Raw genomic sequence first — 13,939 nt, 5'->3', positions numbered from 1 at the left:
GAGTCGTACTCCAACGCGGCCGGGTGGACCAACGCATAGCCGACAGGCTTTCTGTCTCACCAGGTGAGGCCACGTCTCGATCGGCCGCGGCCCATACGGGGATCCCGCGGCCGCGCCCAGGGCGATCTTGATCAGCCCAGGAAGCTCAGCCGGACCTGCCGGTGCGGGTTGTCCTTGTTGGTGTCCACCAGACAGACCGACTGCCAGGTCCCGAGTTCCAGCATCCCTCCGACGACCGGCAGCGTGGCGTGGGGCGGCACCAGCGCGGGCAGGACGTGGTCCCGGCCGTGGCCCGGGCTGCCGTGCCGGTGCTGGTAGCGGTCGTCCGCGGGAAGCAGCACGTGCAGCGCGGACAGCAGGTCGTTGTCGCTGCCCGCGCCGGTCTCGATCAGCGCGATGCCCGCGGTGGCATGGGGCACGAACACGTTGAGCAGGCCGTCGCGGCCGCCGGCGGTCTCCGCGAGGAACTTCTCGCACAGGCTGGTCAGGTCGGTCACGACCTCCGCCGTACCGGTGGTGAGATCGAGGACGCGGGTGGTGAAGGCTTGGGGCATACCCCCATCCTCCCGCCCGGCCCGCAAGATCGCGCGTCCGCGTGGCGAGACACCGTTGACCGGCCGTGGAGGGGGTCGCGTGTTGCGTACAGCCCTGCTCACCACGCGCGGCCACATCGACCCGCTGCGGGTGGCCTCCGCCGCGTGTCGCCGCGGCTGCTGACGCCTCTTCAGCACTCCAGCCGCACCCCTGCGGCGAGCCTTCCAGCGCCCGCCGGAGCACGCCCGGTACCACCTGTCGCCACGGTGACCGGTCCCCTCACGTGCCCGCCGTCGTCACGGCGCCGCGGCCGGTCTCTCGCGCCAGTTGTACGGGCGGACGCGGCCTCGGAACAACACGGCCACCCGCTGTCCGAGAGCAGGCACCCCCTGGGTGCCGTCGGTGTCGTCTCCGCCTTCAACTTCCCCGTCGCGGTCTGGTCCTGGAACACGGCGATCGCTCTCGTGTGCGGCGACTCCGTGGTGTGGAAGCCCGCCGAGCTGACCCCGCTCACCGCCTTGGCCTGCGACGCCCTGCTCCGCCGGGCGGCCGGGGACAGCGGAGCGCCCGACGGGTTCCACCGGCTGCTGCTCGGCGGCCGTGGGTGCGGTGGGCGGCCGGTCCCCAGGGATCCGCGGGTGGCACTGGTCCCCGCCACCGGATCGGCGGCACGAGGCGGGAGGTCGGCTCCCGGGTCGCCGCCCGCTTCGGCCGCTGCCTTCTGGAACTCGGCGGAAACAACGGGGCTGTCCTCACCCCGGCCGCCGGCCTCGACCTCGCCGTGCGCGGCATCGTCTTCTCGGCGGCCGGCACGGCGGGGCAGCGCTGCACGAGCCTGCGGCGGCTGATCGTGCACGGAGATCGCCGACGCGCTCACGGAAGGATCGTCCGCGCCTGCGCCTCGCTGCCGGTCGGCGATCCGTTCCGGGAGGACACCCTGGTCGGACCGCTGATCTCGGAGCGGGCCCTGGACGCCGTGGCGAAGGCTCTGGAGGCGGCGCAGGCGGACGGCGAAAACCTGCTGACCTGGGGCGACCGCCTGTTGCGGGGAGCAGGCGCCGGCAGCCGCGCATGTGCGCCCTGCGGGGATGGGGATGCCGGCGCGGACCGCAGTCGTCCGCGAGGAGACGTTCGCGCCGATCCTGTACGCGATGACGTACCGGGCGCTCGAGGAGGCGATCGAACTGCACAACGGCTTCCCCCAGAGGCTGTCGTCCTCGACCTTCACTCGGGACCAGCGGGAGGCCGATCGGTTCCTCGCCGCCGACGGCTCGGACTGCCGGATCGCCAATGCGTCGGTTTCCTCTGAGCGGCCCCGCAACCGTCGTGGGCCGGTCCCGCGGACGGGCCGGGCGAGTTCCGGCAGCGGCGGGAAGATCCACGACACCTCCCCTGTTAGTAGAACCGTGAACGATTTTGCGGGCCGGGACACGGACGTGGTCGTCATCGGAGCCGGGCAGGCGGGGCTGTCCGCCGCGTACCACCTGCGGCGGGTGGGACTGCGTCCCGATGTCGACTTCGTGGTCCTCGACCATGCCCCGAGCCCCGGCGGTGCCTGGCAGTTCCGGTGGCCCTCGCTGACGTACGGCAAGGTGCACGGCATGCACGCACTGCCGGGCATGGAGCTGACCGGCGCCGACGACGGCCGACCGTCCTCCGAGGTCATCGGCGAGTACTTCACCCGGTACGAGGACGCCTTCGGGCTGCGGGTGCACCGGCCCGTCCATGTCCTCGCGGTGCGCGAGGGCGAGAGCGGCCGGCTGCGGGTGGAGACGTCGGAGGGCGTGTACGCCGCACGGGCGCTCGTCAATGCCACCGGCACCTGGGACCGGCCGTTCTGGCCGCGCTACCCGGGCCAGGAGACCTTCCGAGGGAGGCAGCTGCACACGGCCCAGTACCCGGGGCCCGAGGCGTTCGCCGGACAGCGGGTGGTCGTGGTCGGCGGCGGGGCGTCGGGGACCCAGCATCTGATGGAGATCGCAGAGGTGGCGGCGGGGACCACCTGGGTGACCCGGCGGCCACCGGTGTTCCGCGAGGGCCCGTTCGGCGAGGTGCAGGGGCGCGCGGCCGTCGCCCTGGTGGAGGAGCGGGTCCGGAAGGGCCTTCCGCCGCAGAGTGTGGTGTCGGTGACGGGCCTGCCGATGAACGACGCGATACGACGGGCCCGCGAGCAGGGAGTCCTCGACCGGCTGCCGATGTTCGACAGGATCACCCCGGAGGGGGTGGCGTGGGACGACGGCCGCACGGTCGAGGCGGACGTGATCCTCTGGGCCACCGGTTTCCGTGCGGCGATCGACCACCTCGCCCCTCTGAGGCTGCGCGAACCGGGCGGCGGCATCGCGGTGGAGGGCACCCGCGCGGTGCGGGACGAGCGCGTCCATCTCGTCGGCTACGGACCGTCGGCCTCGACGATCGGCGCCAACCGGGCCGGACGGGCCGCGGTCAACGAGATCCAGCGCCTTCTGGACCGGGTTCCGCCGGCCGGCCGGTCCGACGCCCCGCGGCCGCCGGAAGAGCCGACCGGCGATCTCGCCGCCGTCCCCGTGTGAGACCCCCGCGGGCTTGGTACACCCACGGCCGAGACGGCCCCGCGGGCTTGGACACCCCCGGGCCGAGACGGCTCGCGGCCTCGAGGCCGCCGAAGCGCCCCCGGGGCCGGCGGAGTGTTCCGCCTGCCCGGCCGAGGCTTCGGTGTGCGTCAGATCCCGGTGACTCAGATCCCGGTGACTCAGATCCCGGTGCCTCAGGTCCCGGTGCCTCAGGTCCCGGTCGTGGCCGGCGGTGCGGCCCATCCCGCGGCTCCCCGTCGCCCGGCTTTTGTCCCCGCGGCGGCGCTGCTGGCCCTCGCCCGCCCCGCCCGTCGCCCGTGCGGACTCGCTCCGCGGCGGCGGGACCGCCCGTCGGTCACCCTGAGGTGGCGCCCGCGCCGGCGCGGATCTTGTTGAACTCGGCGACGTGCCGGTTGTGTTCCTCGTAGTCGGCGGTGAAGCGAGTGTCCCCGGGCTTGACGGTGACGAAGTACAGCCAGTCGCCCTTCGCCGGCCGGACGGCCGCCTTCATCGCGGCCTCGCCCGGGTTCCCGATCGGTGTCGGCGGCAGACCCCGGTGCACATAGGTGTTGTAGGGGCTCTGCAGACCGGTGTCCTGCCGGGTGGTGTCCAGGGTCGAGCGGTTCAGCGCGTAGTTGAGTGTGGAGTCCATCTGGAGCGGCATGTTCCGGGCGATCCGGTTGTGCACGACGCGCGCCACCCGCGCCATGTCCTCGGCCGTGTCCGCCTCCGCCTGGACGATGCTGGCGAGGATCACCGTCTGATGGAGCGTCATGCCGTGGCGTCGCGCCTCGTCGTTGAGGGACGAGGTGCCGAAGCGATGGCCCGCGGTGTTCACCATGAAGCTGAGCAGGCTGCCCGGGGTCGACTTGGGGCCCACGGGATAGGTCGCCGGGAAGAGGTAGCCCTCGGGATTGCCGCGGGCGTCCGCCGGCAGCCGCAGCCGCGAGTCCGCGGCGGTGGCCGTCCGGCGGGTGGTGCCGGCTCGGACTCCGAGCGCCTTGTCCACCGCGGCGTAGATCTGCGAGGACCGCCACCCTTCCGGGATGAGCAGGGTCTTCGGCCGCGCCTGTGGCGCGGTGGGCTTCTTCTTCGGCTGGGGCAGCAGTGTCAGGACGACGGCCGTCGCCGCGCCGATGAGGCCGACCACGCCCGCGAACAGCAGGAGTCGGCCACGGCGCGTCAGACGGAGCATGCGGCGACGACGCCGGGCCTTCGGGAACTCCCTCTTCATACGGGCACGCTAACCCGCTCAAACCAGACATAACGGAACCCGCGCCGTCAGCCCTTCGGCAAACCGGTCTCCGCGCCGACGTACGGATGACGGAGGGCGCGCCGCACGACCGGCTGCTCAGGAGACCGTTCAGGAAACGGCCGGTGCCAGTTGGGCGTCCCTGCGCAGCAGGGCGGCATATCGCCCGTTCCGCTCGATCAGCTCCTCGTGCGTCCCGCGCTCGGCGATCCGCCCGCCGTCGAGGACGACGATCTGGTCGGCGTCGCGCACGGTCGAGAGCCGGTGGGCGATGGTGATCGTCGTACGTCCGGCGGAGAGCGCGTCGATGGCCTGCTGCACGGCGTGCTCCGTGCGGGTGTCGAGAGCGCTCGTGGCCTCGTCCAGGATGAGCACCGGCGGATCGCGCAGGATCGTGCGGGCGATGGCGAGCCGCTGCTTCTCACCGCCGGAGAATCGGTATCCCCGCTCCCCCACGAGCGTGTCGTAGCCGTCGGGCAGCGAGGCGATGTGGTCGTGGATCTGCGCCGCGCGTGCCGCCGCCTCGATCTCGGCGTCCGTGGCGTCCGGCTTGGCGAAGCGCAGGTTGTCGGCGACGGACGCGTGGAACAGGTACGTCTCCTGGGAGACGACGCCCACGGCCCGGGAGAGGGTGTCGAAGTCGAGGTCGCGGACGTCGACGCCGTCGAGGGTGACCCTGCCTTCCGTGACGTCGTAGAGCCGGGGCACCAGATAGCTGAGGGTGGACTTCCCGGAACCGGTGGGCCCGACCACGGCGAGGCTCCCGCCGGCCGGCACTGTGATCCCGATGCCGTCGAGCGTCAGGCCGCTTCTGCTGTCGTAGGCGAAGCCCACCTTCTCGAACCGCACTTCCCCGGCGACCTTGTCCAGCCGGACCGGGTCCTCCGGCTCGGTGATGTCGACCCGGAGGTCCAGATACTCGAAGATCCGCTGGAACAGGGCGAGTGACGTCTGGATCTGGACGCCCGTCGACAGCAGGCTCACGGCGGGACGGAAAAGTCCCTGCTGCAGCGAGACGAAGGCGACGAGGGTGCCGATCGAGATCGTGGACCCGCCGGACTGGAGGGTGAGACCCGCGGCCCAGTACAGGAAAGCGGGCATCGCCGCCATGACGATGGCGATGACGGCCATCCGCCACCGCCCGGCCATGCTGGAGCGGACCTCCAGATCGACGAGGCGCTCCGACTCGTCGGCGAAGGACCGGGTGAGCGAGTCGGCCCGGCCCATGGTGCGGCCGAGGAGAATGCCGCTGACCGACAGCGACTCGGTGACCGTCGCGGCCATGGCCGCCATCTGTTTCTGCCGCTGGGTGGTGATGGCCTTGCGCTCGCGGCCGACCCTGCGGCTGATCCACACGAACACCGGCAGCAGTACGAGGGAGACGACCGTGAGCCGCCAGTCGAGCGCAAGCATGGCGACGATCGTGGCCACGACTGCCGTCAGGTTGGAGACCAGGGAGGTGGCCGTGGACGTGACCGTCGCCTGCATGCCGCCGATGTCGTTGGCGATGCGGGACTGGACCTCACCGGTCCGCGTCCGGGTGAAGAACGCGAGCGGCATGCGCTGCAGCTGGGCGTAGACGCCGGTTCGGAGGTCGTGCATCACCCGCTGGCCGACCGTGGTCGAGATCAGGGTCTGCAGCACGCCGAAGACGCTCGTCGTCACGGCAGCGAGGATCATCCCGAGGGCGAGAAGCGACAGCAGGCCGGTGCGGCCCTGCGGGATCGCGGTGTCGAGGATCTCGCGCAGCAGGAACGGCGAGGCCACCGACACGAGCGACGCCGCTCCGACGAGCAGACCCACGACGGCGAGCTTCGCCCGGTAGGGCCGGAAGAGCCGGAGGATGCGCCGCACCTGGGCGGGCTGGGCGGGCAGCGTGGGGTCCAGCGGGCGGTCGGGAGGTGTCCAGGACGGACCGTCGTGGGTGCGCATGGGCTCCTTCCGCGGGTCGGGGACCGGTCGGCTCGAAGAGCATAGCTCATTATTACCTATACTCACCATGAACATGGTCCTGATATCGTCCGTGCATGACCACCCCAAGCCCCGTTCCCGACGCGGACGGCGTCCTCGCCGAGCAGCTGCTGCGGCTGACGCGCCGACTGCAGCGCATCCAGAGGCAGCATCTGCAGCCGGTCGGCATCACGCCCGCCCAGGCCCGGCTGCTGCGGGTGGTCGCCCAGTACGACGGTGCCCCGCGCATGGCCGATCTGGCCGACCGCCTGGAGGTGGTGCCGCGCGCGGTCACCACGCTGGTCGACGGGCTGGAGGCGGGTGGCCGCGTCCGCCGGGTTCCCGATCCGACGAACCGCCGAGTGGTGCGGGTGGAGCTCACCGACCTCGGACGCACCACCCTGCGCGAACTGCGCGGCGCCCGGCGCGCGGCGGCCGAGGACATCCTGGCGCCCCTGACCGCCGAGCAGCGCGAGGCTCTGGGCGGGCTGCTCTCGGCGCTGACCGACGGAGGCGCGGGCCCGGCCTGCTAGGCCGTCACGTCCGACACGTCACACCCGACACCTCACGCCCGACACCTCAAGTCGTGCCCGATCCGGCGGCCGAGCCCGCCCGCCCTCCGCTCATGCGCCGCGCACGGCCGGGGCCGGCTCGCGCACCATGAACACGTCCACCGGATCCTCGGCCTCGAGCGTGAATCCGTGCCGCTCGTACAGCCGCCGGGCCGCACTGCCCTGGAGCACGTTCAGCCGGACCCGGAGGCCGTCGCGATCGCACCCCTCCAGCAGCCTCCGCAGCAGGGCCGCACCGATGCCGCGGCCCTGCAGACGCGGGAGCAGGTAGAAGTGCTCCAGCCAGTGGGCGTCCGCCGCCGGCCGCAGCGACACACAGCCGGCGAACGCGCCGCCCACCTCGATCACCCAGGTGTGCGCGGGGGCGAACCCGCCCCTCAGCCGCTGTCGCACCCGCCGCTCGTCGTACCGCCCGAGCCGCTCCAGATCGGCCCGCAGCACCGCGGCCCGCAACTCGGCGACCGCCTCGATGTCCCCGACCGAAGCCGGCCGGATCTCCCAGTCCGCCATGATCGCCAGCCTAAGGAGTTCGTGCCGTCACCGGAATGGCCTGCCGGGACGGTCGCCGGCAGCGACAAGAGTCCATGAGCCCGGCAACAAGAGTCCAACTGCTGCTCTTGCCTCTCAGGAGTCCCAACGGCCAGGGTCCTTACCGGAATTCATGAACCAGCCATGTGCACCGGCTACAGGAGGTTCGATGAACGACGCAGCACCCGGGAACCAGGGCACCGGGGACGGCGACGGCGGCTCGGTGAGCCGCCGTTCCGTTCTCAGGACGACCGCCGGAGTCGCCGGGGCCGGTCTGGCGCTCGGTGCCGCCGGCAGCGGGACGGCTTCGGCGGCGGAGAGCGCGGGCGCGGGCGCGGCGGAGACGGTGTCGCGGACCGCCGCTCCCACCCGCAAAGGCCGCACGATGGCGGGAGTTCCGTTCGAACGGCGGAGCACCGTCCGGGTGGGGATCATCGGCCTGGGCAATCGCGGCGCCTCGATGATCGAGCTGTATCTGGCCGTGCCCGGCGTCCGTGTCGTCGCGGTCTGCGACCCGGTGAAGGACAAGGCGGAGGCCGCCGCGGCGAAGGTGGTCGGCGCCGGACAGCCCGCACCCGCCGTCTACGCCAAGGGCGAGCACGACTACGAGAAGCTCTGCGAGCGCGGCGACATCGACTTCGTCTACGTCGCGACACCCTGGGAGCTGCACTTCGCGATGGCGAGGTCGGCGCTGCTGAACGGCAAGCACGTCGGTGTGGAGTGCCCCGTCGCGATGCGTCTCGACGAACTGTGGACGCTGGTCGATCTGTCGGAGCGCACGAGGCGCCACTGCGTACAGCTGGAGAACTGCTGTTACGGGCGGAACGAGATGCGGGTGCTGCGGATGGCGCACGCCGGGCTGTTCGGGGAGCTGCTGCACGGAGCCGGCGCCTACAACCACGATCTGCGGGAGCTGATGTTCTCGCCGACGTACTACGAGGGTCCCTGGCGGCGGCTGTGGCACACCCGGTTGCGCGGGGACCTCTACCCCAACCACGGCTTCGGCCCGGTGGCCAACTACATGGACGTCAACCGGGGCGACCGGCCCGTCAGCATCAGCAGCTTCGGCACTCCCGCGCTGGGGCTCGCCGAGTACCGGGAGGCGCACGTGCCTCCGGGCGACGCCAGCTGGAAGGAGACGTACATCGAGAGCGACCGCACCATCAGCATGGTGCGAACGGCGAAGGGACGGGTGATACGGCTCGAGCACGACGTCTCGACGCCGCATCCCTACAGCCGGATCAACAGCCTGGGCGGCACCAAGGGGGTGTTCGAGGACTACCCGGCACGGATCTATGTGGAGCCCGACCACAAGAACCACCAGTGGGGGGACTTCGCCTCCTACGCCGACTGGGACCACTGGCTCTGGAAGGAGCACAGCAACCCGCCCGGCGGCCACGGAGGCATGGACTACATCATGGTGTTCCGGCTGATGCAGTGCATGCTGCTGGGTCTGGCGCCCGACTTCGACGTGTACGACGCGGCGACGTGGACGGCTCCGGTTCCGCTGAGCCATCTGTCGGTGAAGGCGAACGGTGCCCCGCAGGAGTTCCCGGACTTCACCCGGGGCGAGTGGCGCAAGGCCCGCTCCGGGGTGGACTCGGAACGGCCCGGTTAGCCGGCCGCGTGCCGTGGGACCCGGCCGCACCGCCCGGGTCCCGCGGCGGGTCACGCCGGCCCGGCTCCCCGCCCGGTACTGCCTTGGGCGCGCTTCTCCCGGCCCGCCGCGCCCGCCGCGCAGCTCCCTGCCCGTCCGCAGAAACCGACGAAGGCGCGGACGGCATCCGGAACATCCGGAGCCCGCCATCCTTCCGGCCGGCACTCCCCCACGATGCGGCCGGCTCCAGAACCGTCCCGCATGCGCAACGACGGTGGGCCGCCCGGGCACGAGCGCCGCGCCGCACTCCGCCCGCCTCGTCGGCGGACGTACCCCGGAGATGCGCCCGGAAGCGGGAGGCTTCGGGCGATCTTGGCCGGATTGCCGGTGTCGCCCCGAAAATCGGTTGCCCCGTGCGACCGCGGAGAGTGAACCTTGCACGTCCGAGCCGCTCATTCCGAACGATCTGGGATGTCATGCAGATTCGCGATCTCCCCTTCCCCGATCCCGGCACACCTGATGTCAGGTCGGGTCTCAGATTTCTCGTCTGGCTCGGGCGGCGTCAGCTCGGCGGCCAGTTCGCGTCACTGGTCTGGGGACTGCTGCACTTCTCCTCCGTGATGGCCCTCCCCTACGGCGTGGGCATCGCCGTCCAGTCCGTCGTGGAGCGCTCCGGCACCGCTCTCGCGTTCGCGGGCGGGCTGATCGCGCTGGCGGGCGTGTGCATCGCCGCGGGCGACACCATGCTGCACCGCACGGCCGTCACCAACTGGATCACCGCGGCGGCGCGCACCCAGCAACTGCTCGCGCGCAGAACCGCCGAGCTCGGCTCCACGCTCACCCGGCGGGTCGCCGCCGGCGAGGTCGTCGCGGTCTCCACGAGCGACGTCGAGAAGATCGGCTGGTTCGTGGAGGCCGTCTCGCGGTTTCTCGCCGCTGCCCTCACGATCGTCCTCGTCTGCGTGGCGCTGTTGTTCTACCAGCCCGCGCTCGGCGTCCTCGTCGCCCTGGGCGTCCCGGTCATGGCGCTCGGTGTGCTGCCGCTGCTGCCCCGCGCGACCCGGCTGGCCGACGTCCAGCGCGAGAAGGCGGGCAGAGCCACCGAACTCGCCTCCGACACCGTCGCGGGCCTGCGCGTGCTGCGCGGCATCGGGGGCGAGGACCTGTTCCTCGACCGCTACCGCCGCGCCTCGCAGGAGGTGCGCCGCGCCGCGGTCCGCAGCGCCCGGATGTGGTCGCTGATCACGGCGCTCCAGGTGCTGCTGCCGGGCCTGCTGCTGATCGCCGTGGTCTGGTACGGCATCGGGCTGGTCGGCGACGGCCGGATCGACGTCGGTGAACTCGTCACCGTCTACAGCGCGGTGATGCTGCTGACCTACCCGCTGCGGCACTTCGAGGAGATCGCGATGGCGTACTCCTTCTCCCGCCCATCGGCGCGGCGGGCGGCGCGGGTGCTGGCCCTGGAGCGGGCGACCGGCGGCGCCCCCGGGGTCGCGGGCACGGTCCCCGCCGCGGGCGATCTCTACGACCCGGCCACCGGGCTGCTCGCCCCGGACGGCCGGCTGACCGCCGTGGTGTGCGGCGATCCGGACGCGGCGGGGCGGCTCGCCGAACGCCTGGGCGGCCATCCGCCCGAACCGGAGGGGCTGCCGTCCGTGCTGCTCGGCGGCGTGGCGCTCGACGAACTCCCGCTGGAGACGGCCAGGACGAAGGTCCTGGTGCAGGACAAGGACCCGGTACTGCTGTCCGGCACGCTCGCCGAACTGCTGAACGTGCCGGCCTCCCGCGCGGTGTCGGCGGAGGCGGCACTGGCCGCGGCCGAGTGCGGCGACGTCCTCGGCGCGCTCGCCCAGGCGTCCCTGGACGAGGACCCGGCGACGGCGCCCATCACCGAACGCGGCCGGTCGCTCTCCGGCGGGCAGCGCCAACGGCTGGCGCTGGCCCGGTCGCTGGTGGCGGACCCGGACGTGCTGGTGCTCGACGAGCCGACCTCCGCCGTGGACTCGCACACGGAGGCACGGATCGCGAACGGCGTACGGACGCTGCGGGAGGGCCGGACGACCGTGGTGTTCACGTCCTCGCCTCTGCTGCTCGACCGGGCCGACCGGGTCGTCCTGGTCCACGAGGGGGCGGTGGAGGCCGTGGGAACGCACCGCGACCTGCTGCGCGACGAACCGCGGTACCGGGCGGTGGTGACCCGTGAGCCGGAGGACGGGAGTGCGGCTCCGAACGGGCACGTCGCCCGGAAGGGGGAGGACGGCGGTCCCGGCGCCGCGGAGGCGGCACGGACCGCGGGCGTCGGTACCGGCATCGACATCGACATCGAGGAGACGGCATGATCGGCGTGGCGCCGCCGGAGTACGATCCGGCGGCCCCCAGGACGGCGGCCACCCTGCCCGTGGGCACCTCGGCGACCGTGCGTGCCTACGTTCGGGAGCTGATGGGCCGGCACCGCCGGGCCTTCGGAGTGCTCATCGGCGTCAACACGGTGGCGGTCGTGGCCTCCATGGCCGGCCCGTGGCTGCTCGGCTCACTCGTCGAGAGGCTGGCGAACGGCGAGCGCGAGCTCCACCTCGGCCGCACGGCCGCCCTGTTCGCCGTGGCGCTCCTGGTCCAGGCCGTGTTCGTACGGCTGGTGCGGCTGCGCGGCGCGATGCTCGGCGAGCGGATGCTGGCTGATCTGCGGGAGGACTTCCTCGTACGGTCGGTGCGGCTGCCGCCGGGAGTGCTGGAACGGGCCGGCACGGGTGATCTGCTCTCCCGGATCACCACGGACATCGACCGGCTGGCGAACGCGATGCGCGAGGCCGTGCCGGAACTGACGATCGGTGTGTTCTGGGTGGTGCTGCTGCTCGCCGGGCTCACCGCGACCGCTCCGCCGCTGGCGCCGGCCGTGCTGGTGGCGGTGCCGGTGCTGGTGATCGGCTGCCGCTGGTACTTCCGGCGGGCGCCCGCCGCCTACCGCTCCGAGGCCGCGGGGTACGCGGCCGTGGCCGCCGTGCTGGCGGAGACGGTCGACGCCGGGCGGACCGTGGAGGCCCACCGCCTCGCGGCCCGGCGGGTGGCCCTGTCGGACCGGCGGATCAAGGAGTGGACCGCCTGGGAGCGGTACACCCTGTGGCTGCGTTCGGTGCTGTTCCCGGTCGTCAACCTCACCCATGTGACCGTGCTCGGGTCGGTGCTGATGGTCGGGGGCGTGTTCGTCCTGAAGGGCTGGATCGGCATCGGCCAGCTGACGACGAGTGCGCTGATCGCCCAGATGATGGTCGACCCGGTGAACCTGATCCTGCGTTGGTACGACGAGCTCCAGGTCGCGCAGGTCTCGCTGGCCCGGCTCGTGGGGGTGCGGGAGATCGAGCCCGGCGCGGGGGACGGCGGGGAGCGGCCCGAGGGCCGCACGGTCCGCGCGGAGGAGGTGCGCTTCGGCTATCGCGAGGGCGTGGACGTGCTCCACCGCGTGTCGATGGATGTGCCTCCCGGCACCCGGCTCGCGCTGGTCGGCCCGTCGGGCGCGGGCAAGTCGACGCTGGGCCGGCTGCTCGCGGGGATCTACGCCCCGCGCACCGGCCGGGTGACGCTCGGCACCGCCGAGCTCTCCCGGATGCCGGCTGAGCGGGTCAGGGAGCACGTGGCGCTGGTCAACCAGGAGCACCACGTCTTCGTCGGCTCGCTGCGCGACAACCTCCGGCTGGCCCGGTCTGCCGCGGAGGACGCGGAGCTGTGGGCCGCGCTCGGGGCGGTCGACGCGGACGCCTGGGCGCGGGCCCTGGACGACGGGCTCGACACGGAGGTGGGCTCGGGCGGCCTGGCGCTGACCCCGGCCCAGGCCCAGCAGATCGCCCTCGCCCGTCTCGTCCTCGCGGACCCTCACACGCTGGTGCTGGACGAGGCGACATCGCTGCTGGATCCCCGGGCGGCCCGCCGTCTGGAGCGCTCACTTGCCAGGGTCCTGGACGGCCGTACGGTCGTGGCCATCGCGCACCGTCTGCACACCGCGCACGACGCGGACGTGATCGCGGTCGTCGAGAACGGCCGGATCAGCGAGCTGGGCAGCCACGACGACCTGGTGGCGGCGGACGGGGCGTACGCGGCGCTGTGGCGGTCCTGGCACGGGTGAGCCGGCGTCCCGGCCCGGCGGTCGGCGGTTACGGTCGGCCCGCGGGCGGGGCCGTCCGGATCCGCCGGGAGAGCCAGGCGCGCGCCGGGACGGCGGCCAGCCACCAGTACTGGGCGGCCCTCGGGGAGACGAAGGCCAGGGGCACGGAGGCCGCGAAGACGGCCACCATGACCAGGCCCTCGTACACGGCGAGGCGCAGCCGGCGGGGCGCCGCGCCCGGTGTGGCCAGTTCCGGCCGGACCACCAGCCGCAGCGTCATGGCGGTGATCAGGGCCGAGGCGGCGGCGATGGAGCCGGCGTACACGGCGGTCGCCGCCGCGGTGTCCGCGTACTCGCTGATCAGCCGCGTCGGGAAGGGCAGTGCGGCGATCACGGCGAGCAGCGCGAGATAGAGGTACAGCAGGCAGGAGTCGAGTCGGGCGACGCGGTGGAACAGGGCGTGCTGGCTCAGCCACAGCACCCCGATGACGACGAAGCTCAGCAGGTACGCGCCGATGTCGGAGAGAGCCCGGTGGAGCGCCCGGCCCAGGTCGCCGTTCTCCAGGTCGCCCGGCACGGTGATGTCGAGGGCGAGCAGGGTGATCGCGATGGCGAAGACCGCGTCTCCGAAGGCGAGCAGCCGATCGGGCCCGATGATCGCGCCGGGGCTCTCGTCCTCCCCCTCGCTCGTCGGTGTGCTCACGGCGGGGACGCTACCGGCGGTCACCGCGGGCGGCACCCGCTGCTGGGCCGAACGCCGGACGCCGGGACCGCGCCGCAGGGAGCCCGAGGAGGGGGCGCACGTCCGTTCGAGAGGCGTCGGCGCCCCTGCCGTGCCGGGGCATCGGCTGACCGTGCCGG

The 13,939-nt window shown here is 72.7% G+C and carries 10 protein-coding genes and 1 pseudogene; 6 read left to right on the top strand and 5 right to left on the bottom strand.

Features of this window, described 5'->3' with window-relative positions; genetic code table 11:
- Positions 1-131: 131 nt before the first annotated feature.
- Positions 132-554, bottom strand: a complete 423-nt coding sequence (locus tag BLT82_RS14020; protein ID WP_093654524.1) for a YjbQ family protein — start codon at positions 552-554, stop codon at positions 132-134.
- Between the two features lie 286 nt (positions 555-840).
- Between BLT82_RS14020 and BLT82_RS14015 the strand changes: the two are divergent.
- Both BLT82_RS14015 and BLT82_RS14010 read left to right on the top strand, forming a co-directional pair.
- Positions 841-1,946 (top strand): annotated as a pseudogene (locus BLT82_RS14015) (aldehyde dehydrogenase family protein); the annotation flags it as partial.
- Complete coding sequence (locus BLT82_RS14010; RefSeq protein ID WP_244291971.1) at positions 1,941-3,083, top strand: NAD(P)-binding domain-containing protein; 1,143 nt, start codon at positions 1,941-1,943, stop codon at positions 3,081-3,083. The pseudogene BLT82_RS14015 and the gene BLT82_RS14010, both read left to right, overlap by 6 nt.
- 355 nt (positions 3,084-3,438) lie before the next feature.
- Here the strand turns inward: BLT82_RS14010 and mltG are convergent, their stop codons facing one another.
- Entirely contained in the window at positions 3,439-4,317 is an 879-nt protein-coding gene (gene mltG / locus BLT82_RS14005) for an endolytic transglycosylase MltG (protein ID WP_093654522.1), read from the bottom strand.
- A gap of 129 nt (positions 4,318-4,446) precedes the next feature.
- Positions 4,447-6,267 (bottom strand): ABC transporter ATP-binding protein, encoded by a 1,821-nt coding sequence (locus BLT82_RS14000; RefSeq protein WP_093654520.1) that lies wholly within the window; start codon positions 6,265-6,267, stop codon positions 4,447-4,449.
- 95 nt (positions 6,268-6,362) lie between these two features.
- On the opposite strand from BLT82_RS14000, the gene BLT82_RS13995 reads away from it, so the two are divergent.
- Positions 6,363-6,818 carry a MarR family winged helix-turn-helix transcriptional regulator gene (locus tag BLT82_RS13995; protein ID WP_093654518.1) on the top strand — a complete coding sequence of 152 codons (456 nt, stop codon included), beginning with the start codon at positions 6,363-6,365 and terminating at the stop codon, positions 6,816-6,818.
- Positions 6,819-6,908: 90 nt separating this feature from the next.
- Here BLT82_RS13995 and BLT82_RS13990 read toward each other — a convergent pair whose 3' ends face one another.
- Positions 6,909-7,367 carry a GNAT family N-acetyltransferase gene (locus tag BLT82_RS13990; protein WP_093654516.1) on the bottom strand — a complete coding sequence of 153 codons (459 nt, stop codon included), beginning with the start codon at positions 7,365-7,367 and terminating at the stop codon, positions 6,909-6,911.
- Positions 7,368-7,554: 187 nt separating this feature from the next.
- On the opposite strand from BLT82_RS13990, the gene BLT82_RS13985 reads away from it, so the two are divergent.
- The 3 genes from BLT82_RS13985 (at position 7,555) to BLT82_RS13975 (ending at position 13,099) form a co-directional block, all read left to right on the top strand.
- Positions 7,555-9,003 (top strand): Gfo/Idh/MocA family protein, encoded by a 1,449-nt coding sequence (locus BLT82_RS13985; RefSeq protein ID WP_093654514.1) that lies wholly within the window; start codon positions 7,555-7,557, stop codon positions 9,001-9,003.
- Between the two features lie 455 nt (positions 9,004-9,458).
- Positions 9,459-11,321 carry an ABC transporter ATP-binding protein gene (locus BLT82_RS13980; RefSeq protein ID WP_093654512.1) on the top strand — a complete coding sequence of 621 codons (1,863 nt, stop codon included), beginning with the start codon at positions 9,459-9,461 and terminating at the stop codon, positions 11,319-11,321.
- The gene (locus BLT82_RS13975) at positions 11,318-13,099 is read left to right on the top strand and encodes an ABC transporter ATP-binding protein (RefSeq protein ID WP_093654510.1); all 1,782 of its coding nucleotides are present in this window, start codon (positions 11,318-11,320) and stop codon (positions 13,097-13,099) included. Before BLT82_RS13980 ends, BLT82_RS13975 begins: the two co-directional genes overlap by 4 nt.
- Before the next feature lie 28 nt (positions 13,100-13,127).
- Here the strand turns inward: BLT82_RS13975 and BLT82_RS13970 are convergent, their stop codons facing one another.
- Positions 13,128-13,781, bottom strand: coding sequence for a TMEM175 family protein (locus tag BLT82_RS13970; protein WP_244291959.1), 654 nt, complete (start codon positions 13,779-13,781; stop codon positions 13,128-13,130).
- Between the last annotated feature and the right edge of the window lie 158 nt (positions 13,782-13,939).

The organism is Streptomyces wuyuanensis (assembly GCF_900103455.1).
Taxonomy (GTDB): Bacteria; Actinomycetota; Actinomycetes; order Streptomycetales; family Streptomycetaceae; genus Streptomyces; species Streptomyces wuyuanensis.
Note: the sequence above shows the minus strand (reverse complement) of the source record. Positions and strands in the feature narration are given on the sequence as shown.

Coding starts and splice junctions, on each gene's coding strand:
- BLT82_RS14020 (WP_093654524.1), bottom strand. CDS start 554: ATGCCCCAAGCCTTCACCACCCGCGTCCTCGATCTCACCACCGGTACG.
- mltG (WP_093654522.1), bottom strand. CDS start 4,317: ATGAAGAGGGAGTTCCCGAAGGCCCGGCGTCGTCGCCGCATGCTCCGT.
- BLT82_RS14000 (WP_093654520.1), bottom strand. CDS start 6,267: ATGCGCACCCACGACGGTCCGTCCTGGACACCTCCCGACCGCCCGCTG.
- BLT82_RS13995 (WP_093654518.1), top strand. CDS start 6,363: ATGACCACCCCAAGCCCCGTTCCCGACGCGGACGGCGTCCTCGCCGAG.
- BLT82_RS13990 (WP_093654516.1), bottom strand. CDS start 7,367: ATGGCGGACTGGGAGATCCGGCCGGCTTCGGTCGGGGACATCGAGGCG.
- BLT82_RS13985 (WP_093654514.1), top strand. CDS start 7,555: ATGAACGACGCAGCACCCGGGAACCAGGGCACCGGGGACGGCGACGGC.
- BLT82_RS13980 (WP_093654512.1), top strand. CDS start 9,459: ATGCAGATTCGCGATCTCCCCTTCCCCGATCCCGGCACACCTGATGTC.
- BLT82_RS13975 (WP_093654510.1), top strand. CDS start 11,318: ATGATCGGCGTGGCGCCGCCGGAGTACGATCCGGCGGCCCCCAGGACG.